Here is a 19139-nt window from a genome sequence, read left to right as displayed (position 1 = left end):
CGTACCCTCGCCATGGCAGGCTGTCAAACGAGCATCGAGCCAGCGGAGGGAGGGCCCGTGCCGATCGAGGTCGACCACGACGAACGGCTCGCCGACATCGCCCGCGCGACCGTCGAGATCGCGCGGGAGCGCGGAACCCGCGCCGTGACCCTGCGCGCCGTCGCCGAACGTCTCGGCCGTTCGACCGCGTTCATCACGAACTACGTGCCGTCGCGGGCCCACCTCATGGCGAACGCCCTCGAGCAGGCGCGCGGGCAGTGGGACGAGGAGCGCGCGGCCCACCTCGGCGACCTCGTCGGCGTCGAGCGGCTCGCGGCGCTCGCCCGGTGGATGTGCACCTCCTCCCCCGAGGAGAACGTGCTGCGGAGCCTGTGGATCGAGGTCATCGCCGATGTGCGCGGTGCGAACCGCCGCGCCTACGAGGTCGTACGGGGCGTCACGGATGCCACGTACGGCAAGTTCCTCGCGGGCGCCGAGCACATCGCGCAGGGCGGCGAGCCGGTCGATCACGACGAGGCCGCGCACATCGCCGACATCCTCTACCTGTACTGCCGCGGCTACGAGGTCAAGGCGATCGAGGACCCCGGCGCGTGGACCGATGAACGCGTGCAGGCGTCGCTCGAGGTGCTGCTCGCGACGCTCGTGCTCGACCGGCGGCCCTCCTGAGCCGCCCGCCGGACCGGCTCACCCGACGCATCGGAGGAGCCGGCCTCGGAGAGAGGTCGCTCAGCCCTCGCCCGCGCCGACGGCGCGGATGAAGCCGAGCACGTTCTGGCGGAGCGTCTCGACGCGGCGTTCGCGGGCCGCCTCGACGTCGAAGCCGACGTAGGCGGTCGGCGGGCGCTTGCGGGCGTTCGCCGAGCACTGGAAGTCGGCGCAGACGAGCGTGCCGACCGTGTCGCCCTTGCGGCCGGCCTGGCCGGCTCGACGCGCGACGAAGAAGAGCACGTCGTTCGGCAGGTGCACGTCTTCGCACCAGGCGCACTGGGGCCGGGAGCGCATGCGACCCTCGGCGCGCCTCAGCATGACGCCGACGAGTTCACCGTCGACCTCGGCGACGACGTAGGCGACGTTCGGCAGCTTGCGGTCGCGCCAGCCGAGGAAGTCGCGGCGCTCCCAGTCGAGCTCGGCGAAATCGGCGGGCAGGGTGAGCGTGTTGCGCTCGCGGACGGTGGCGTTGACGAAGGACGCGCGGATCTGCGCGTCGGTGATGGGACGCATGGGAATCGGAACCTGTTCTGTTCGCCGCCCGCTCGGGCGGCCTGCTGACTCGAGACGACGACGGCCGCGGCGCTTCCGGGCGCGACCGTCGGCGGCCCAGGCGCCTGGCGCCATGGACCGCGGGCGGGGTCATCTCATCGCGGCGCGCACGGCGCCCGATACCCCCTCACGCCCGCGAGCGATCGCGGGCAGGTCAGCACGATTCACGGTCGCCGAGTCTACCCCCGGCCGATGGGACCGTCGTCGCCGAACGTCGGCGGCCTCTGGCACAGTGGAGCCATGGCGATCGAGGTGCGACCGGCGACGGTGTTCGACGACGTGGCCGCGGTCATCGGCCCGAAGAAGCCGACGTCCAACGTGTGCTTCTGCCTCAGCTACCGGCTGCTCTCGTCGAAAGAGAACGTCGCGCTGCGCGAGCCCGACCGCTCGGCCCGCGTGCGCGAGCTGTGCGCCGAAGATCCGGCACCGGGCGTGCTCGCCTACGACGGCGACGAGCCCGTCGGCTGGGCGGCGGTGCATCCGCGTGCCGACACGAGCTTCGCGAAGAACCGGCGCATCCCCCATGTCGACGACGTCGACGTCTGGTCGGTGTGGTGCTTCCGGGTGCGCCCGGGCCACCGCAAGCAGGGGCTCGTGCACCACCTGCTCGCCGGCGCGGTCGACTTCGCCCGCGCGAACGGCGCGCCCGCGATCGAGGGCTACCCGGTCGACAACCGCGGCGAGAAGGTCGACCTCACGATGGCCTACGTGGGCACTCGCGCGGTCTTCGAAGAGGCCGGGTTCACGAAGGTCTCCGACACGACCTCGGTGCTCTCGGGCCACCCCCGCGTGATCATGCGGCTCGATCTCGGATGACCGGAACGACGGGTGCCCCGCACCGACTCGACCCCACCACGGCGCGGCGCCTCGCGGTGCGGGCGCAACGGCTCGAGGCGACCCGGCCGACCGATCTCGTCGGCCTCGTGCGCGACCTCGACCTGCTGCAGATCGACCCGACCGCGGCGATCGCGCCGAACGCCGACCTCGTCGCATGGAGCCGGCTCGGCGGCTCCTACCGGCCGAGCGACCTCGTCGAGGCGCTCGAGCACGACCGCACGCTCTTCGAGCTCGACGCCCTCATCCGGCCGATCGACGCCCTCGAACTGCTGCGGCCCGAGATGGCGTCCTTTCCCGAGTGGCCGCGCTCCCGCACCTGGCTCGAGCAGAACGACGACTTCCGTCGTGACGTCCTGAAGCTCCTCGAGGGCGCCAGGGAACCGTTGCCGTCGCGCGACATCCCCGACACGTCGGCGGTGCCGTGGGAGTCGACCGGGTGGACCCACGATCGCAACGTCGGGCGCATGCTCGAGTTCCTCGCCCTGCGGGGCGAGGTCGCGATCGCCGGCCGGCGGGGCCGCGAGCGGCTGTGGACGCTCGCGGAGCGGGTCTACCCGACCGCCGGAGCGGCGAACGGCCGCGCGCTCACCGTCGAGGCGGCGACGGCCGAGCGCAATGCCCGGCGACTGTCGTCGCTCGGCATCGCGCGGGCCAAGAGCACGAAGATGCCGCTCGAACCGATCGACGTCGGGATCACCGGCGAGCCCGCGGTCGTCGACGGCGTTCCGGGCGAGTGGCGGGTCGACCCGGTGCTGCTGGAGGGACTCCGCGACGAGGCATCCGGCCCGCCGTTCGAGGGGCGCACCGCGCTGCTGTCGCCGTTCGACCGGCTGATCTACGATCGCAAGCGCGCTCTGCAGCTCTTCGGCTTCGAGTACACCCTCGAGATGTACAAGCCGGCTGCGAAGCGGAGGTGGGGCTACTACGCGCTGCCGATCCTCTCGGGCGACCGTCTCGTCGGCAAGCTCGACGCCAAGGCCGATCGTGCGGCCGGGGTGCTCGTCGTGAACGCCGTGCACGAGGACGTGCCGTTCGATCGCGCGACGCGGCGAGCGGTCGACGACGAGATCGCATCGCTCGCCGAGTGGCTCGGCCTCGAGGTCGCGCGACGCGACGTCAGTTGACGAGCGACAGGGCGCAGTCGGCCGGCGACGCCTCGACCGCATGGCCGGTGGCGTCGGCGCCCGTCGCCCCGCGCACGACCCGCAGGGTCGCGAGGGTCGGATCGACCGCGCCGCGCACGTACCCGCCCGGCGTCGCGGCGATGCGCTGCAGGAACTCGACGACCTCGGCCGTGATGACCTCGCCCGGCAGCACGTTGGGGATGCCCGGCGGATAGGCGGCGAGCGCGTCGGTCGACACCCGCCCGATCGCGGCGGCGACCGGTACCGGCTCGCCCTGCGCCAGGAACGCCTCGCGCGGCAGCATCGCGAGCGGTCCCGGTGACGGCAGCGCGACGATGGGCCTCGCATCCCGCACCTGCGCCGGTTCGGGGGCGCCGGTCGACGCGCCGACCGCGGCCGGCCCACCCGTGGCGACGAGCGGCTCGGATGCCTCGCCTGCGGCCCGCTCGGGCGCGATCGCATGCAGCGCCCCGGCGATGCGGTCGACGTCGGGCACCACGCCGGCCCCGAGCACTGCGACGACGCACGAGTCGGTCGAGATCTCGAACGAGACGCCCTCGCGCTCGAGGCGGTCGCGCACGGTGTGCCCGTGCAGGCCGCCGCGGGCGACGTCGATCGACACGCGCAGCGGGTCGGCGTCGACGATGTCGTCGAAGTCGCCGAATCCGTCGCTCACGATGCCGAACCGCCCGCGGGTCCGGATCTCGTCGCGCAGGCGGTCGGCCGCGGCGATCGAGGCGGCGATGCGCCCATGGCCCGTCTCGAGGGTCTCGCGGGCGAGGTCGAGCGAGGCGAGCAGCAGCGCGCTCGCGCTCGTCGACTGGGTGAGCATGAAGGCGCGCTCGACGAGCGGCTCGAGGTCGTCGGCGAACGGCCCGCCGGCGAGGTGCAGCATGGCCGACTGGGTGAGGCTGCCGCCGAGCTTGTGCGTGCTCGAGATGACGAGGTCGGCACCGAGCCGCAGCGGGTTCTCGGGCAGGTCGGGGTGGAAGCCGAAGTGCGCGCCCCATGCCGCGTCGACGATGAGGGGCGCGCCGGCGGCATGGGCGATGTCGGCGAGGGCGGCGACGTCGGCGACCGCGCCGAAGTAGCTCGGCGAGATGAGGTAGACGCCCTTCGGCGACTCGACGCCGGCGAGCGCGGCGCGCAGGGCGGCGGGCGACACCCCGTGGTTGATGCCGAGCCGCGGGTCGATCGCGGGCGCGACGAAGCGGGGCGAGAGCCCGGCGAGGATGACGCCGTCGATGAACGACGAGTGGGCGCTCCGCTGGCCGACGACCGGGGCCGCAGCATCGCGGTAGGCGCCGAGGGCGAGTGCGGCGATGCGGTTGCCCTGCGAGGCGCCGTTCGTGAGGAACCACGTCCGACGGGCGCCCCACGCGCGTGCGGCGAGCGCCAGCGACTCGGCCAGCGGGTTGCCGGGTCCCTTGTCGATGCCGGCGAGCAGCGGCGGCACGTCGCGGCGCAGCAGCTCGGCCCCGAACCATCCGGTGAGAGCGGGAGCGGCGTCGGGGTCGGCCGCGTGGCCGGGCACGTAGACCCGGGCGCGGTCGTCTTCGGCGTAGCGGGCGACGGCGTCGGCATAGGGCGTGGGCATGCTTCCATCGTTCCCGCTCGGAATTCAATACGGAATAGCGATTGTTCTGTAATCATCAATATGACGTATTGATCATCGAAGATCGGAGCGAGCGTGATCGACCTGCGCCAGCTGCGCGCACTCCGTGCCATCGCCGATCAGGGCTCGGTCGCCGCCGCCGCGCGCGAGCTCGGCTGGAGCCAGCCGACCGTCGCGCACCACCTCGGCGGGCTCGAACGGGCGACCGGCGCGCCGGTCGTCGCGAGTTCGGCGGCGGGCACCCGGCTGACCGTCGCCGGCAGGCTGTGGCTGCCGCACGCCGCGGCGATCCTCGAGCGCACCGACCGGGCGCTCGACGAGGTCCGAGGCGCCCTCGACGACGCCCGGCGGACCGTGCGATTCGGCGTGTTCCCCACCGCGGCCGCACGCCTGCTGCCCGCACTCGTCGCCGCGTTCGACGGCGCGGGCCTCGTCGCCCACGTGACCGAGGCCGAGCTCGACGTGGTCGAGGCGGCGCTCGACCGGCTCGACCTCGACGCGGCGGTCGTGTACACCGCCCCCGGGGAGGCGCCTCGTGCCGCCCCCGGCCATGCCAGCACCCCGCTGTTCACCGAACGCTTCTCACTCGTGATCCCGTCGCGACATCCCCTCGCCGCCGCCGACCGCGTGCAGCTGCGCGATCTCGCGGGCGAACGCTGGGTGATCGGCACCCACGACGACGATCCGATCGACGCGGGGTTCCGCGCCGCGGCGCTGCGGGCGGGCTTCGACCCGGCCATCGGGCCGCGCAGCGACGACTACCGCGTCGTCGTCGAGTACGTCGCGGCCGGCCTCGGCGTGGCCCTCGTGCCCGAACTCGCGCTGCCGCCCGAGCGCGACGACCTGGCCGTGCTCGAGGTCACGGGCCTCGAACTCTCGCGGGTCGTCTCGCTCGCGACCGCGCCGACGCTCGACCCGGCGCTCGTCACGCTGATGGCGCGGGCCCTCACCTGACAGCACTCGCTCGAACTCGTCGAAGAATCAGCGGCTATACATCGGATCTTTAATCGGGCAGGATGGGTCCAGTCTCACCGTTTGCGTCTGAACGTCGAGCACTACCCCACCAAACACCAGATCAATGATGCTCCGGAGGTTCCCCGATGCTCCAACGCGAGATTCCGCGCCGACGCGCCCTGCAGCTCGGCGGGCTCGTCGCACTGGCCCCGCTCGTGCCCCAGTTCCTCGCCGCCCAGCCCGCCGCCGCACTGATCGGCGGCCGAGCGGCGGCCGCCGCAGGCGGAGGCATCCCCGTTCCCGACCTCTCGCCCAAGGCGCTCTGGTACGGCACCCCCGCGACCGACTGGGAGACGCAGGCGCTTCCGATCGGCAACGGGCGCCTCGGTGCGATGCTCTTCGGCAACCCCGACGAGGAGGTCGTGCAGTTCAACGAGCAGAGCCTCTGGGGCGGGCTCAACGACTACGACAACGCCCTCGCCGGCAAGCCCGACGGCGCCTACGACACGAGCGTCACCGGCTTCGGCTCGTACCGCGACTTCGGCACCCTCACGATCGCGTTCGGCGCACGACCCAAGGTCACCGCGCCCGGCGGCCCCTACAAGATCTGGGGCGCCGAAGACGTCGACAAGAGCTACGACGGCAACCCGCAGACGAAGTGGTGCATCGACGGTCCGCCCGCGCACGTGCTCTGGCAGGCCGAACTGCCGAGCGCCGCCGTCGTCTCGTCGTACAGCTTCACGAGCGCGAACGACGTGCCCGCCCGCGACCCCCAGGAATGGCGGGTGCTCGGCTCGAACGACGGCGGCACGTGGGCGACGCTCGACAGCCGCACCGGCGCACCGTTCGAGCAGCGCTTCCAGACGAAGACCTACGAGTTCCAGAACACGACCGCCTACCGCTTCTACCGCGTCGACTTCGTGCCGAAGGCGGGGGTGAGCCACTTCCAGGTGTCCGAGATCGGGCTCGGCGGCGTCGAGCTGGCGGCGGGCGGCAGCGTCTACGTGTCGTCGCCGACGGGCCACGCCGATTCCCTCGTGGGCAGCGTCGACGGCGAGGCGTCCACCGTCTGGCAGGTCGCCGACGCCGGGTCGGGTGCCGCATGGCAGCTCGAGCTCGTCGCGAAGCGAGCCCTCACGGGGTATGTGCTGACGAGCGGACCCGACGCACCCGGAGCCGATCCGCGCGACTGGGTGCTCGACGCCTCGAACGACGGGCTCGCGTGGAAGACCCTCGACACGAAGTCGGGCGTCGCGTTCGCCGCCCGCGGCGAGGCGAAGGCCTTCACGTTCGCGAACTCGACCGCCTACACCCGGTACCGCCTCACGTTCACGTCGCCCGGGGCGTTCCGCCTCGCGGGCGTCGCGTTCACGGGCAGCGGCTACTCGACGCGCGGACAGCGCAACGTGGTCGGGTACCGGCGCGCACTCGACCCCACGGTCGGCGTTCACACCGCGCACTTCGCGACCGTCGGCGGCACCGTGCTGCGCGAGGCGTTCGCGAGCCGCGACGCCGACGTGGTCGTGCTGCGCTACACGAGCGACACCGCCGGCGCGCTGACGGGCACGATCACGCTCGCCTCCGAGCAGGAGAACTCGCCGACGTCGGTCGACGCCGCGGCACGGCGCATCGGCTTCGCGGGCACGATGGCGAACGACCTCAGCCACGCGGCGACGGTGCGCATCGCCGAGACCGACGGCGAGGTGACGGCCGACGGCGGGGGCTTGCGGGTGTCGGGCGCCTCGGTCATCACGCTCCACCTCGACGCGCGCACCGACTACAAGCTCAGCGCCGCCGACGGGTGGCGCGGCGCCGCGCCCCAGCCGGGCATCGACGCCGCCCTCGAGGCGGCGGGCGGGCGCAGCTTCGACGACCTGCACGACGAGCACGTCGCCCAGGTCTCGAAGCTCATGTCGCGTGCCGCGGTCGAATGGGGCGAGACGGAGGCCTCGGTGCTGGCGCTGCCGACCACGACGCGCCTCGCACGCTACGGGGCGGGCGAGTCCGACCCGACGCTCGAGCAGTCGATGTACGACTTCGGACGCTACCTGCTGCTGAGCTCGTCGCGGCCGGGCGGCCTGCCCGCCAACCTGCAGGGCCTCTGGAACAACTCGAACCAGCCTGCGTGGGCGAGCGACTACCACACCAACATCAACGTCCAGATGAACTACTGGGGCGCCGAGACGACCGACCTGCCCGAGGCGCACGAGGCGCTCATCGCGTTCGTGCAGCAGGTCGCGGTGCCGAGCCGGGTCGCGACGCGCAACGCGTTCGGCGAGGACACCCGCGGCTGGACCGCCCGCACCTCGCAGAGCATCTTCGGCGGCAACTCGTGGGAGTGGAACACGGTCGCGAGTGCCTGGTACATGCAGCACGTGTACGAGCACTGGGCGTTCACGCAGGACAAGACGTACCTGCGCGACGTCGCCTATCCGATGATCAAGGAGATCTGCGAGTTCTGGCAGGACCGCCTCAAGGAACTGCCCGACGGCAGCCTGGTGGCGCCCGACGGCTGGTCGCCCGAGCACGGCCCGCGCGAGGACGGCGTGATGTACGACCAGCAGATCATCTGGGACCTGTTCCAGAACTACCTCGACTGCGCCGACGCCCTCGACGTCGACGCCGAGTACCGGGCGACCGTCGCCGATCTGCAGTCGCGGCTCGCGCCCAACAAGATCGGCAGCTGGGGCCAGTTGCAGGAGTGGCAGACCGACCGCGACAGCCCGACCGACATCCACCGCCACACCTCGCACCTCTTCGCGGTGTACCCGGGCCGGCAGATCACGGCGGCCTCGCCCGAGCTCGCGGCGGCGGCGCTCGTGTCGCTCAAGGCCCGCTGCGGCGAGAAGGAGGGCGTGCCGTTCACCGCGGCGACCGTGTCCGGCGACAGCCGGCGCTCGTGGACGTGGCCCTGGCGCACCGCGCTCTTCGCCCGCCTCGGCGACGCCGAGCGCGCCGGCGTCATGGTGCGCGGCCTGCTCACCTACAACACGCTGTCGAACCTGTGGTGCAACCATCCGCCGTTCCAGCTCGACGGCAACTTCGGCATCACCGGCGCGATCGCCGAGATGCTGCTGCAGAGCCACGACGGCGTCATCCGACTGCTGCCGGCGCTGCCCGCCGACTGGGCCGCGTCGGGGTCGTTCACGGGGCTGCGCGCCCGCGGCGGCTACTCGGTGAGCTGCGAGTGGAAGGACGGTGAGGTCGTCTCGTACGACGTCGTCGCCGACCGTGCGCCGAACATGTCGAACGTCACCGTCGTGGTGGGCGGCGAGCGCCGCAAGGTGAAGCCCGCGAACCCGACGGCCGGCAACCCGATGCGCGACCTCGGACCGGCCGCCTGACGTTTCGCTCCACCCGCAGCGATGAAGGATGCCTCGGGCATCGACCCGAGGCATCCGTCATCGTCAGGCCGAGGTGAACAACTTGAACCCGACGTGGGATGCCGCGAAGCCGAGCCGCTCGTAGAAGCGGTGCGCGTCGACCCGGCGGGCGTCGGAGGTGAGCTGCACGAGCGCCACGCCGCTCGCGCGCGCTTCGTCGACCGCCCAGCTGATCATCGCGCTGCCGACGCCGCGGCCGCGCAGGTCGTCGGCGACGCGAACGGCCTCGATCTGCATGCGGAAGGCGCCGCCGCGCGAGATCCCGGGGATGATCGTGAGCTGCATCGTGCCGACGAAGCGGCCGGCGGCATCGTCGACCGCGACGAGCGTGTTGGCGGGGTCGGCGTCGATCGCCTCGAAGCCCCGCTCGTAGCGCGCGAAGTGCTCGGGGTCGGAGCTGTCGTCGTCGCGACGCAGCGAATCGGCGGCGGTCATCGCGACGAGCGCCGGCAGGTCGTGACGGGTGGCGCGGCGGAGGGTGTAGCAGTCCCCGCGGACATCGAGGTCGACGGGAAGCGCAGGTGCGGCAGGGAGCATGCAGCCAGTCTCGCAGCGGCGCACCCCCGCCTTCGACGATGAGCCCGCCCGCGAGGCGTCCGCAACCGCTGGCGGCTGTCGGCGGTTGCGGCCAAGATGACCGCATGGACGTCATCGACTGGCTGCTCGACGCCGACCCGGCGATCCGCTGGCAGGTGCTGCACGATCTGCAGGGCGACGCCGAGGGCGCCGCCGCCGAGCGCTCGAGGGTCGCGACCGAGGGCTGGGGCGCGCGCCTGCTGGCCCTGCAAGACGACCGCGGGTACTGGAACGACGATGAGTACGGCGAAGACGGAGACCGCCGCAGCGTCATGTGGTCGTTGCAGTCGCTGCACCGTTTCGGCGTCGAACCCGAGGCACCGCCGGTTCGTCGTGCGATCGCGCGCGTGCGCGACGGCGTCACGTGGCACTACTGGGGTGACCTGCCGTTCTTCCACGGCGAGGTCGAGGAGTGCATCAACGGCGGCGTGCTCGCCGCCGGCGCGTACTTCGGCGTGCTCGGCGCCGGCAGCGACCGCATCATCGCGCGGCTGCTCGACGAGCAGCTGCCCGACGGCGGCTGGAACTGCGAACCCCGCGAGGAGTCCGAGCGGTCGTCGTTCGACTCGACCCTCTGCGTGCTCGAGGGGCTGCTCCGGTACGAGCAGGCGGTCACGGGCGGCACGGGCACGGGGGCCGTCGCCGACGGCGCCGCGGCGCCCACCGCCGACCTCGCGGCCGTGACCGCGGCCCGCCGTCGCGGCGAGGAGTACCTGCTCGACCGCAACCTGTTCCGGCGGCGTTCGACCGGCGAGATCGTGCTCCCCCGATACCGCAACTTCTCGTTCCCGACCTACTGGTTCTACGACGTGCTGCGAGCGCTCGACCACTTCCGTTCGGCGGGCGACGCGCCCGATGCGCGTGTCGCCGACGCCGTCGACCTGCTGCTCTCGAAACGCGGCGACGACGGCCGCTGGCTCGCCGGGCAGCCGTGGCACGGCGAGGTGTACTTCGCGCTCGACGCCCCCGAGGGCGAGCCGAGCCGCTGGAACACGCTGCGCGCCCTCCGCGTGCTCCGCTGGGTCGACGAGGCGGCCGTGTAGCCGCGGCTCAGAGCATCGCCCCCACGAGCGCCTCGCCGAGCGGCGTGCGCAGGTGCATCACGCGGGCGCCGTCGCGGGCGGAGGCGATGAGCCCGCCCTCCCGCAGCACGCCGAGATGATGCGAGGCGGTCGAGACCGCGAGCCCGACGTCGGCGGCGACCTGCGAGGTCGTGCGCGCGGTGTGCGCCCCGAGCAGGATCTCTGCGCGCGCGGCCCCGATGAGCGCTCCGAGCGCCGCCGCGGTCGACGCCGGGTCGCGCGCCCACGTCTCGGTGACGCCGCGCGCCGGGTAGAACACGGTGGGCTGCGCGGGCGGCTCGGTGAGCACCATGCACCCGAACGACGACATCACCGAGGGCACGAGCACGAGCCCCGACCCCCGGCAGTCGAGCGCCTCGCGATGCAGGCGCAGCTCGACCCGCACGGCGTCGTCGCTCCAGCTCACCGAGGGATGCAGCTCGCCGGCCATCGCCCCGACCCCGGCGGTCGCGATGCGCCGCGAACGCACCGCGATGTCGGCCCGCAGCAGCCGCTCGAGCTGCGTCCACACGGGCGCGAGCACCGCCGCCCACACCTCGCTCCACGCGTCGGCGATCATCGCACGCGCCCGCTCGGGCTCGTCGATCATGCGCCGGATCGCCTGCTGCCGCGCGCCTTCCGACCGCGCGACCATCTTGTTGAGGTCGACGAGCATCGGCTCGACGGGCGCGACGCGCATCCTGGCCGCCTCCTCCTCGGGTTCGAGGTCCCAGCCCGGCTCCGAGGTGAGGAAGTCGGGCATGTACCCGTCGACGCCGATCACCACGGCGAGCAGTTCGAACGCCTCTCGGGGCACGCGGCCGCGCACCGCGCGGAGCCATCCCCACTGCAGCGGGTGGGCTTCGGGCCGCTGCAGCACGCGCACCGCGTGACTGAGCTCGTGACCGGGCGAGATCCCGAACCGGATCGCCGAGATGTCGCCCGGGGCCAGCCGGAACTCGACGAAGTTTCGATCCACATCGAAACACTACAGCGATGGGATGCCGCGGGCCGAGGCTGTTCGCAGACGAACCGCCCGATCGGCCCGAGCACCGCCCCCGCGACTCGCGCCGCGGCATCCCAGAACCGGACCAACCGAACCGAACCGAACCGAACCGAACCGAACCGAACCGAACCGAGGAGCAGAGCATGAACGCCGCCGAGATCACCCTGACGCCCACCATGACCCCGCCCGTCACGCCCGTCGTCGTGCCGGCCGACGCACTCCGCATCGGCACCGGTCGCACGCGCCGATTCGTCGGCCTCGAGCACGGCGCCCGCATCTCGTACTTCTTCGTCGACAACGAGCCCGGCCAGGGCGCCGACCTGCACTGGCACCCCTATAGCGAGACGTGGATCGTGCTCGAGGGCACCGCGCGCATCACCGTCGGCGACACCGAGCTCATCGCCCGCGCCGGAGACACCGCCACCGCGCCCGCCGGAGTGTGGCACGGTTTCAAGAACGTCGGCGAGGGGCGCCTGCAGCTCATCGGCATCCACGCCGCCGAGACGATCGTGCAGACCTGGGCCGACGAATCGGACTGAGTCACCCCGCACGCCGACCACTCGAGAAGGAGAACCCCATGTCGTTCCAGGCCTACCTCGACAACATCGAGACGAAGACCGGCCTCACGCCGCGCCAGTTCGTCGAGCTCGCGCGCGAGCGCGGCTTCGACGAGACCACCAAGGCGACCCCCATCGTCACGTGGCTGGCCGACGACTACGGCCTCGGCCGCGGCCACGCGATGGCGCTCGTGCACGTCATCACGAAGGGCCCGCAGATCAGCACCAAGCACGTCGGCACCGACGGCGTGCATCGCGACACGACCGACACGCTCTGGCTCGACGGCAAGGCCACGAACCCCAACCCCTGAAGACAGCGCATCGAGTGTGCACTCGTCGCCCGGATTCGGGCCAGGAGTGCACACCCGGGCGGATGAGGCCGGCGCGCGGGCACGCGCGGGTCGGCTCAGCTCGAGCCGCTGCGATAGCGGTGCTCGGGTCGGCCGGCGCTGCCGTAGCGGAGCGACACCGTGACCGCGCCGCGCGCGGCGAGCTCGGCGAGATGCCGCTGGGCGGTCGCGCGGGAGACCCCCGCGCGCTCGGCGACCTCGACGCTCGACGCCTCACCGCCGTCGGCCAGGGCGTCGAGGATCAACTGCTGGGTGCCCGAGCGCGACGAGGTCGGCGCCGCACCGTGCAGCACGCCGAGCGCCCGATCGATCGTGTCCTGCGCGAGCGGCGACTCGACCGCGAGCAGGTTGCGGTACCGCAGGTACCCGTCGAGACGCTCCTGCAGGGTGCGGGCCTCGAACGGCTTCACGAGGTAGTGCAGCGCCCCCGAGCGCAGGGCACGACGCACCGTCGCCGCGTCGTTCGCGGCACTCAGCACGAACCGGTCGAGCCCGCTCTCACGGGCGAGCTCGATGCCGTCGCCGTCGGGCAGGTAGACGTCGACGAGCAGCAGCTCGGGCCGCCAGTCGCGGATCGCGGTGCGCGCCGACGCGATGTCGCGCACGGACGGCAGCGCCTCGAACCCGGGCCTGGCCGAGACGAGGTCGTGGTGGATCCCCGCCACCCTGAAGTCGTCGTCGACCACGAGCACCCGCACGTCTGCGGTCATCACCGCACCTCTCCTTCGTCTCCGTCGCCCGTCGGGCGCCGGTGCATGACGGCCGGCAGCCGGGCCGCGAACACGGCGCCACGACCCGCCCCGCCCGCATCGACGAGCCAGAGATCGCCACCCCGCCGGCGCGCGAAGCGTCGCGCGAGCGGCAGTCCGATGCCGCGGCCGTGCACCCGATCGGAGGCCTCGTCGGTGTCCTCCGCATCGTCGGCACCGTCGTCGGCGCGGCCGGCGAAGAGCCGCTCGGGGTCGGCGACGCCCCGGCCCGAGTCGCTGATCGTCACCGCGAGCGTGTCGCCGTCGTCGAGGAGCGAGAGCTCCACCCATCTCGGCTCGTCGCCCGCGACCGCGGCGGTGACCGCGTTGTCGACGAGGTTCCCGAGCACGGCGGCCACGTCCTCGGGCTCGTCGACGATGCCGACGAGGAGGGTGTCGTCGGCGACCCGCAGCTCGACGCCGCGCTCGGCGGCCTCGACCGCCTTCGCTCCGACGAGCGCCTGCAGGAAGGGGTCGTCGATCGCCTCGACCGCCGCCTCGGGCACGGCGCCGCGGCTCGACAGCTCGGCGAGGAACTCCTGGGCGTCGACGATCCGCCCGACCGCGAGCAGCCCCGACACGGCGTGCATGCGGTTCGCGAACTCGTGCCGCTGGGCGCGCAGGGCGTTGGTGGCCGTGCGCACCGCGTCGAGTCGCTCGGCGAGCGCGACGACGTCGGTGCGGTCGCGCACGACGGCGACGACCCCGAGGTCGCGGTCGCCGCGGCGCACCCGTCGCGCCTCGACGTAGCCGACATGGTCGGCGGTGACGAGTTCGCCGAGCGCGAGCGGCTCGCCGTCGAGTCCCCGGCGGATGGCCTCGACGAGCGCGGGCGGCAGCTCGAGCTCTGCGAGCGGGCGGCCGATCGCCGCCTCGTCGAGCGCGAGCAGGTCTCGCGCCGATCGGTTCACCGCGCGAACGACGCCGTCGCCCGAGACGGCGACGACCCCGTCGTTCACGCCGTCGAGCACGGCCGCCTGGTTCTGCAGCAGCGCGCCGAGCTCCTCGGGCTGCACGCCGAGCGTGAGCCGTTCGAGCCGGCGGCGGATGAGGAAGGCGGCGAGCGCGGCCACGCCGAACGCGAGCGCGACGGCCGCGGCGATCGCGGCGACGAGCCCCGGCACCTCGGCGAGGACGCTGGCCGGGGCGAACCCCACGCTCACCTCGCCGACGATGCCGGCGCTCCCGCCGCCGGGACCGGTCTGGCCGGCGCCCGGCCGGTACACCGGCACCTTCGCCCTGGCGGACTCGCCGAGGGTGCCCCGCTCCCAGGTGACGATCTCCTCGCCGGCGAGCACCCGCTCGTACTCGGTGCTCACCCGCTCACCGAGCCGTGCGGGATCGGGGTGCGCGAGCCGCAGCCCGTCGTCGTCGGCCACGACGACGAAGAGCGCACCGGTGCGCCGGGCGATCTCCGTCGCCTGCCGCTGCACCTCGCCGTCGGCGAGCACCGCGGCGTCCAGCTCGGCGTCGCCGGCGTACTCGGCGACCGCCCGCCGCAGCTGCGGGTCGGAGGCGACGGTTCGCGCGATCGCGAGCGCGGTCGACTGCGTCTCCGTGCGCAGCTGCTGCACGCCGATCCACGCGAACGCCGCCGCGCACACCGCGATCACCGCCGCCGCGGCAGCGAGCTGGGTCACGAGCATGCGGGTGGTGAACCTCATGCGGCTCCCTCCGCGCTCGTCGGCCCGATGGTGCGCGATCCGATGATGCATCGTCGGCCGACGAAGCACGCGCCCCGAGGCATCCGGCCCGGCACGTCGTGAGCAGAATGCGCAGAACCAACGCTACGCGCAGAACGCGGCGCAATGCGAGTTATCGGCCGGCCGGCCTCCGCAGTCCGTACGCTCCTCGAGACCCACCAGCCCCGTGCGGGCGCTCACTGACAAGGACGTCACCATGCTCGTGATCCTCGGATTCGCCATGATCCTCGTGTTCATGGCCCTCATCATGACCAAGCGGCTCACGCCGATGGTCGCCCTCATCGTGGTGCCCACGATCTTCGGCCTCTTCGCGGGCGCCGGGCTCGGCATCGGCGACATGGTGATGGAGGCGATCGGCGGCATGGCCCCGACCGCGGCCCTGCTCATGTTCGCCATCATGTACTTCGGCATCATGATCGACGTCGGGCTGTTCGATCCGCTCATCCGCTTCATCACGCGCATGCTCGGCAACGACCCGGCGAAGGTCGTGCTCGGCACGGCGCTTCTCGCGGGCGCCGTCTCGCTCGACGGCGACGGCTCCACGACCTTCATCATCACGACCTCGGCGATGCTGCCGATCTACCTGCGGCTCGGCATGAGCCCGGTCGTGCTCACGTGCGTCGCCGGCCTCATGAACGGCACGCTCAACATCGTGCCGTGGGGCGGCCCGACCGTGCGCGCCGCGACCGCGCTCAAGATCTCGCCGACCGACATCTTCGTGCCGATGCTGCCGTCGCTCGCCGTGGGCCTCGCGATCGCGCTCGCCTTCGCCTGGATGCTGGGCCTTGCCGAGCGCAAGCGCCTGGGCACGCTCGCCACCTCGAACGTCATGATCGATGAATGGGCGGATGCCGCGGCCGACGGCCGCACGAGCGCGGGTCGCTTCGGCATGAAGGTGCCTCGGCTCGTGCGCGGCGCGCAGGGCTCGGTCGGCGCGCGGGCGACCCTCGCCACGACGAACATCGTCACCGTGAGCGGGTCGGGCACGCCCGCGCCCGTCGCCGTCGCCGAGGACGAGCGCGACACGGCGATGGCCGACACGATGCTGCACCCCGACCGGCCCACGCTGCGGCCGAAGCTCATCTGGTTCAACCTCGCGCTCACCGTCGCGGTGATGGTGCTGCTCGTGCTCGACGTCATGCCGCTCGCGTTCGTCTTCATGATCGGGTCGGCGCTCGCGCTCATCCTGAACTTCCCGAAGCTCAAGGACCAGTCGGCCGAGATCGTCGCGCACGCGCCGAGCATCGTCGGCGTCGTGTCGATGGTGCTCGCCGCGGGCGTGCTCGTCGGCGTGCTCGACGGCACCGGCATGGTCACGGCGATGGCCGAGTGGGTCGTCGACATCGTGCCGCCGGCGCTCGGCCCGTACCTGGCGATCATCACGGGCGTGCTGTCGATCCCGATGACGTTCTTCATGTCGAACGACGCGTTCTACTACGGCATCCTGCCGATCCTCGCCGAGAGCGCCTCGACCTACGGCATCAGCGCCGCCGAGATGGCGCGCGCCTCGGTCATCGGCCAGCCCGTGCACCTGCAGAGCCCGCTCGTGCCGGCGATCCTGCTGCTCGTGTCGCTCGCGAGCGTCAACCTCGGCGATCACCACAAGAAGGTGCTGTGGCGGGCGACGCTCGTCTCGCTCGTGATGCTCGTCGTCGGCGTGCTCGTCGGGGCGATTCCCTTCGGCTGACGCCCGCGCTGCCGCCGCTCGGCCCGGTTCGGCTCAGCCGAGCCGGGCCGAGAGGCGCGAGCGGCGGAACTGGCCCGCCGCGACGAGCACGGCGACGACACCGGCGAAGACCGCGCAGGAGATGAGCCCGAGCGGCCCGGACAGCCAGGCGGGCGGCACTGGCGACCCGGCGGCCACGAGCAGCGCGCCGAGCCCGGCCGAGGCGTTGAACGCCCCGTGGCCGAACACGGCGGGCCACACCGAGCCCGTTCGCAGGCGCGTCCAGCCGAGCAGCACGCCGAACAGGGTGCACGAGAGCACCATGAGCAGCACGCCCGTGACGTCGGTGAGGCCGAAGTTGTAGCCGAGCAGGATGAGCGGGGTGTGCCAGAACCCCCAGAACGCGCCCGAGACGATGAGCGCCGGCCAGACGCCGAGCGGGCGCAGGGCGGGCAGCAGCCAGCCGCGCCAGCCTACCTCCTCACCGAACGCGAAGGGGGCGTTGACGACGGCGCCGACCGGGATCATCGCGAGCTGCAGGGCGACGACGAGCACCACCGGGGGCATGGGGGTGCCGGGCGGCAGCTCGCCGGCGAGCGCCTCGGCGAACCCCGAGAAGCCGACCGGGTCGAGCACCGCGAGCCCCGCGATCCACGTGATTCCCAAGCCGATCGCGACGATCAGGGGCATGGCGAAGACCATGACGACGCTCATCCCGATCGTGCGCCGCGCCGGACGCAACGGCCACATGCCGAGACCCCGCAGGATGTCGCGCGCCGGGCGCCGCCCGCGGGTCCGCCGGTCCACGACGAGCGCCGCGAGCGTCGCCACGGCCGGCGTCAGCATCATGGCGGTCGCGACCAGCGGCAGCAACGGGTCGGCCATGCCCTCGCCGCGCGCCCAGAGCGGCCAGGCCACGAGCCAGGCGAGCCCGCACGAGACGACGGCGAACACCGCGACCGAAGCCCAGTGCACGTGCCGGTCGGCACCGTCGACCCGCTCGGCGCCCTCGGCTTCCTCGGCACCGACCGCCTCCGCCATGATCCTCGGCTGTTCGCTCATCTTGGCCACGCTACCGAGTCGTGCGCAGCACCGGATCCGCCGCAGGACGGAGATCGCCGGCGCATGAGCGCCGCCCCGAGGCATCCGTGCGGCCGTCGGCCGGCCGGCCGGTCAGGCGACGAGCTGCCGCCAGGCCCCCGCCCGGGCGTCGATCGGCGTGCCGTTCGAGATGCGAGCCGTGCGCGCGGCCGGGTCGAGCTGCACGGTCGCGAGCGTCGCCCAGCGCTCGCCGAACGGCAGCGTCAGGTCGGGGCGGTGGCAGAGCAGCGGCTGGCCCGGATCGGAGTAGAGGAAGGCGAGCAGCTCCTCGTCGGTGCGCGGCTCGGGGTAGTCCGCGAAGCGGGCGGCGATCAGGCCGTAACGCTCGTCGGAGTCGGGCTGGTAGATCTCGGTCTTCTCCTGTGCCTGCGCCTCGCGACTCAGGAAGTGGTTCGTGCGCACGACCGTGCCGTCGACGGGCTCGACGACGAACACCCCGATCGGAGTGATGTCGGTCGTCACGACCGTGTCGGCGTCGAGCAGCGTGAACGAGCTCGACGCGCTGCGCGGCGCGTCGCGCACGAGCTCGACCGCCTCGTCGACCGAGGCCGCCTCCTCGAGCACCGTCGCCGACAGCACGTGCACGGGCACGCCGCCCGCACCGTCGGTGCGGTGTCCGAGGATGTTGAAGTGCAGGGCGAGCCCCGCGCTGTTGACGCCGATCTTGCCGAGCATGCCGTGCTCGGTGAGGCCCGCGACGTCGTACCGGCCGCCGCGCGTCTCGTGCGTGTGCCACTCGCCGTCGAGCTGGTGGTGCCAGTCCCAGGTCTGCAGTCCGAAGGTGCGCACCGAACCGTCGGCGAACCGCACCCGCCGGCCGATCGTCGAGCACTCGCCCGGCGCGGCGCCCACGCCCTGCGAGAGGATCTCGGTGCGCGCATTGAGCGCGTACACGTGCCACGGCTCGACCCCCGCTCCGGCGGCCAGCCCGTCCATCTCGGCGAGCCGGGCGGGCCGCCATCCGCCGACCGCGTCGGCGCAGCTCAGGGCGAGGTCGCGCACGACGGCCTCGTCGAGCTCGTACTTCGCGAAGAGCTCGAGATAGGTCCGCAGCCCTGCGGGCAGGGCGTCGCGGAGTTGCGCGCCCCGTTCACGACCGCGTTCGAGCGGATCGGCGCCGTTCGCGACGACGTGCAGGCGGTCGGTGATGCTGTGCAATGGATCGTTCCTTCAGCGGTTGCGGTGGAGATGGCGCGA

17 protein-coding genes are annotated in these 19139 nt (G+C 72.7%); 9 read left to right on the top strand and 8 right to left on the bottom strand.

Going from position 1 to position 19139, the window contains the following annotated elements; genetic code table 11:
* Window positions 1-57: 57 nt before the first annotated feature.
* Window positions 58-666 (top strand): TetR/AcrR family transcriptional regulator, encoded by a 609-nt coding sequence (locus ACFWGP_RS11745; RefSeq protein ID WP_231431970.1) that lies wholly within the window; start codon window positions 58-60, stop codon window positions 664-666.
* A gap of 60 nt (window positions 667-726) precedes the next feature.
* Here ACFWGP_RS11745 and ACFWGP_RS11740 read toward each other — a convergent pair whose 3' ends face one another.
* Window positions 727-1221 (bottom strand): FBP domain-containing protein, encoded by a 495-nt coding sequence (locus ACFWGP_RS11740; protein WP_231431971.1) that lies wholly within the window; start codon window positions 1219-1221, stop codon window positions 727-729.
* 279 nt (window positions 1222-1500) lie between these two features.
* Between ACFWGP_RS11740 and ACFWGP_RS11735 the strand changes: the two genes are divergently transcribed.
* Together ACFWGP_RS11735 and ACFWGP_RS11730 are read left to right on the top strand one after the other, a co-directional pair.
* Window positions 1501-2076, top strand: a complete 576-nt coding sequence (locus ACFWGP_RS11735; protein ID WP_275506331.1) for a GNAT family N-acetyltransferase — start codon at window positions 1501-1503, stop codon at window positions 2074-2076.
* Complete coding sequence (locus tag ACFWGP_RS11730; RefSeq protein WP_376930986.1) at window positions 2073-3221, top strand: DNA glycosylase AlkZ-like family protein; 1149 nt, start codon at window positions 2073-2075, stop codon at window positions 3219-3221. Before ACFWGP_RS11735 ends, ACFWGP_RS11730 begins: the two co-directional genes overlap by 4 nt.
* Here ACFWGP_RS11730 and ACFWGP_RS11725 read toward each other — a convergent pair.
* Window positions 3214-4818: an aminotransferase class I/II-fold pyridoxal phosphate-dependent enzyme gene (locus ACFWGP_RS11725; protein ID WP_376930985.1), complete on the bottom strand. Its 1605-nt coding sequence runs from the start codon at window positions 4816-4818 to the stop codon at window positions 3214-3216. The genes ACFWGP_RS11730 and ACFWGP_RS11725 overlap by 8 nt on opposite strands.
* A gap of 93 nt (window positions 4819-4911) precedes the next feature.
* Between ACFWGP_RS11725 and ACFWGP_RS11720 the strand changes: the two genes are divergently transcribed.
* Together ACFWGP_RS11720 and ACFWGP_RS11715 are read left to right on the top strand one after the other, a co-directional pair.
* Window positions 4912-5790, top strand: a complete 879-nt coding sequence (locus ACFWGP_RS11720; protein ID WP_376930984.1) for a LysR family transcriptional regulator — start codon at window positions 4912-4914, stop codon at window positions 5788-5790.
* 146 nt (window positions 5791-5936) lie between these two features.
* Window positions 5937-9134 carry a glycoside hydrolase N-terminal domain-containing protein gene (locus ACFWGP_RS11715; protein WP_376930983.1) on the top strand — a complete coding sequence of 1066 codons (3198 nt, stop codon included), beginning with the start codon at window positions 5937-5939 and terminating at the stop codon, window positions 9132-9134.
* A gap of 63 nt (window positions 9135-9197) precedes the next feature.
* On the opposite strand, the gene ACFWGP_RS11710 is transcribed toward ACFWGP_RS11715, so the two are convergent.
* Window positions 9198-9710 carry a GNAT family N-acetyltransferase gene (locus ACFWGP_RS11710; RefSeq protein WP_275506328.1) on the bottom strand — a complete coding sequence of 171 codons (513 nt, stop codon included), beginning with the start codon at window positions 9708-9710 and terminating at the stop codon, window positions 9198-9200.
* Between the two features lie 104 nt (window positions 9711-9814).
* Between ACFWGP_RS11710 and ACFWGP_RS11705 the strand changes: the two genes are divergently transcribed.
* Complete coding sequence (locus ACFWGP_RS11705; RefSeq protein ID WP_376930982.1) at window positions 9815-10792, top strand: hypothetical protein; 978 nt, start codon at window positions 9815-9817, stop codon at window positions 10790-10792.
* Window positions 10793-10799: 7 nt separating this feature from the next.
* Here the strand turns inward: ACFWGP_RS11705 and ACFWGP_RS11700 are convergent, their stop codons facing one another.
* Window positions 10800-11789 (bottom strand): DUF5937 family protein, encoded by a 990-nt coding sequence (locus tag ACFWGP_RS11700; RefSeq protein WP_231431978.1) that lies wholly within the window; start codon window positions 11787-11789, stop codon window positions 10800-10802.
* Window positions 11790-11959: 170 nt separating this feature from the next.
* On the opposite strand from ACFWGP_RS11700, the gene ACFWGP_RS11695 reads away from it, so the two are divergent.
* Window positions 11960-12355 carry a cupin domain-containing protein gene (locus ACFWGP_RS11695; RefSeq protein WP_231431979.1) on the top strand — a complete coding sequence of 132 codons (396 nt, stop codon included), beginning with the start codon at window positions 11960-11962 and terminating at the stop codon, window positions 12353-12355.
* A gap of 38 nt (window positions 12356-12393) precedes the next feature.
* A complete protein-coding gene (locus tag ACFWGP_RS11690; protein ID WP_231431980.1) occupies window positions 12394-12684 on the top strand; it encodes a DUF4287 domain-containing protein in 291 nt (96 codons plus the stop codon).
* Between the two features lie 95 nt (window positions 12685-12779).
* Here ACFWGP_RS11690 and ACFWGP_RS11685 read toward each other — a convergent pair whose 3' ends face one another.
* Window positions 12780-13433 carry a response regulator gene (locus tag ACFWGP_RS11685; RefSeq protein WP_376930981.1) on the bottom strand — a complete coding sequence of 218 codons (654 nt, stop codon included), beginning with the start codon at window positions 13431-13433 and terminating at the stop codon, window positions 12780-12782.
* The gene (locus ACFWGP_RS11680; RefSeq protein ID WP_376930980.1) at window positions 13433-15136 is read right to left on the bottom strand and encodes an ATP-binding protein; all 1704 of its coding nucleotides are present in this window, start codon (window positions 15134-15136) and stop codon (window positions 13433-13435) included. The genes ACFWGP_RS11685 and ACFWGP_RS11680 overlap by 1 nt, the downstream gene beginning before the upstream one ends.
* A gap of 235 nt (window positions 15137-15371) precedes the next feature.
* Between ACFWGP_RS11680 and ACFWGP_RS11675 the strand changes: the two genes are divergently transcribed.
* Entirely contained in the window at window positions 15372-16862 is a 1491-nt protein-coding gene (locus ACFWGP_RS11675) for a CitMHS family transporter (protein WP_275506324.1), read from the top strand.
* Between the two features lie 33 nt (window positions 16863-16895).
* On the opposite strand, the gene ACFWGP_RS11670 is transcribed toward ACFWGP_RS11675, so the two are convergent.
* Window positions 16896-17903, bottom strand: coding sequence for a CPBP family intramembrane glutamic endopeptidase (locus tag ACFWGP_RS11670; RefSeq protein ID WP_376930979.1), 1008 nt, complete (start codon window positions 17901-17903; stop codon window positions 16896-16898).
* A 111-nt stretch (window positions 17904-18014) separates the two neighbouring features.
* Window positions 18015-19100 (bottom strand): C45 family peptidase, encoded by a 1086-nt coding sequence (locus ACFWGP_RS11665; RefSeq protein ID WP_231431984.1) that lies wholly within the window; start codon window positions 19098-19100, stop codon window positions 18015-18017.
* Window positions 19101-19139 lie beyond the last annotated feature (39 nt).

This window comes from Agromyces sp. NPDC127015 (assembly GCF_042725165.1).
Classification (GTDB): domain Bacteria; phylum Actinomycetota; class Actinomycetes; order Actinomycetales; family Microbacteriaceae; genus Agromyces; species Agromyces chromiiresistens.
Note: the sequence above shows the minus strand (reverse complement) of the source record. Positions and strands in the feature narration are given on the sequence as shown.

What these genes read in the sequence shown, in the direction of transcription:
- ACFWGP_RS11690 (WP_231431980.1), top strand. Translation starts at nt 12,394, where the DNA reads ATGTCGTTCCAGGCCTACCTCGACAACATCGAGACGAAGACCGGCCTC.
- ACFWGP_RS11725 (WP_376930985.1), bottom strand. Translation starts at nt 4,818, where the DNA reads ATGCCCACGCCCTATGCCGACGCCGTCGCCCGCTACGCCGAAGACGAC.
- ACFWGP_RS11705 (WP_376930982.1), top strand. Translation starts at nt 9,815, where the DNA reads ATGGACGTCATCGACTGGCTGCTCGACGCCGACCCGGCGATCCGCTGG.
- ACFWGP_RS11675 (WP_275506324.1), top strand. Translation starts at nt 15,372, where the DNA reads ATGCTCGTGATCCTCGGATTCGCCATGATCCTCGTGTTCATGGCCCTC.
- ACFWGP_RS11730 (WP_376930986.1), top strand. Translation starts at nt 2,073, where the DNA reads ATGACCGGAACGACGGGTGCCCCGCACCGACTCGACCCCACCACGGCG.
- ACFWGP_RS11715 (WP_376930983.1), top strand. Translation starts at nt 5,937, where the DNA reads ATGCTCCAACGCGAGATTCCGCGCCGACGCGCCCTGCAGCTCGGCGGG.
- ACFWGP_RS11735 (WP_275506331.1), top strand. Translation starts at nt 1,501, where the DNA reads ATGGCGATCGAGGTGCGACCGGCGACGGTGTTCGACGACGTGGCCGCG.
- ACFWGP_RS11740 (WP_231431971.1), bottom strand. Translation starts at nt 1,221, where the DNA reads ATGCGTCCCATCACCGACGCGCAGATCCGCGCGTCCTTCGTCAACGCC.
- ACFWGP_RS11695 (WP_231431979.1), top strand. Translation starts at nt 11,960, where the DNA reads ATGAACGCCGCCGAGATCACCCTGACGCCCACCATGACCCCGCCCGTC.
- ACFWGP_RS11680 (WP_376930980.1), bottom strand. Translation starts at nt 15,136, where the DNA reads ATGAGGTTCACCACCCGCATGCTCGTGACCCAGCTCGCTGCCGCGGCG.
- ACFWGP_RS11670 (WP_376930979.1), bottom strand. Translation starts at nt 17,903, where the DNA reads ATGAGCGAACAGCCGAGGATCATGGCGGAGGCGGTCGGTGCCGAGGAA.
- ACFWGP_RS11685 (WP_376930981.1), bottom strand. Translation starts at nt 13,433, where the DNA reads ATGACCGCAGACGTGCGGGTGCTCGTGGTCGACGACGACTTCAGGGTG.
- ACFWGP_RS11710 (WP_275506328.1), bottom strand. Translation starts at nt 9,710, where the DNA reads ATGCTCCCTGCCGCACCTGCGCTTCCCGTCGACCTCGATGTCCGCGGG.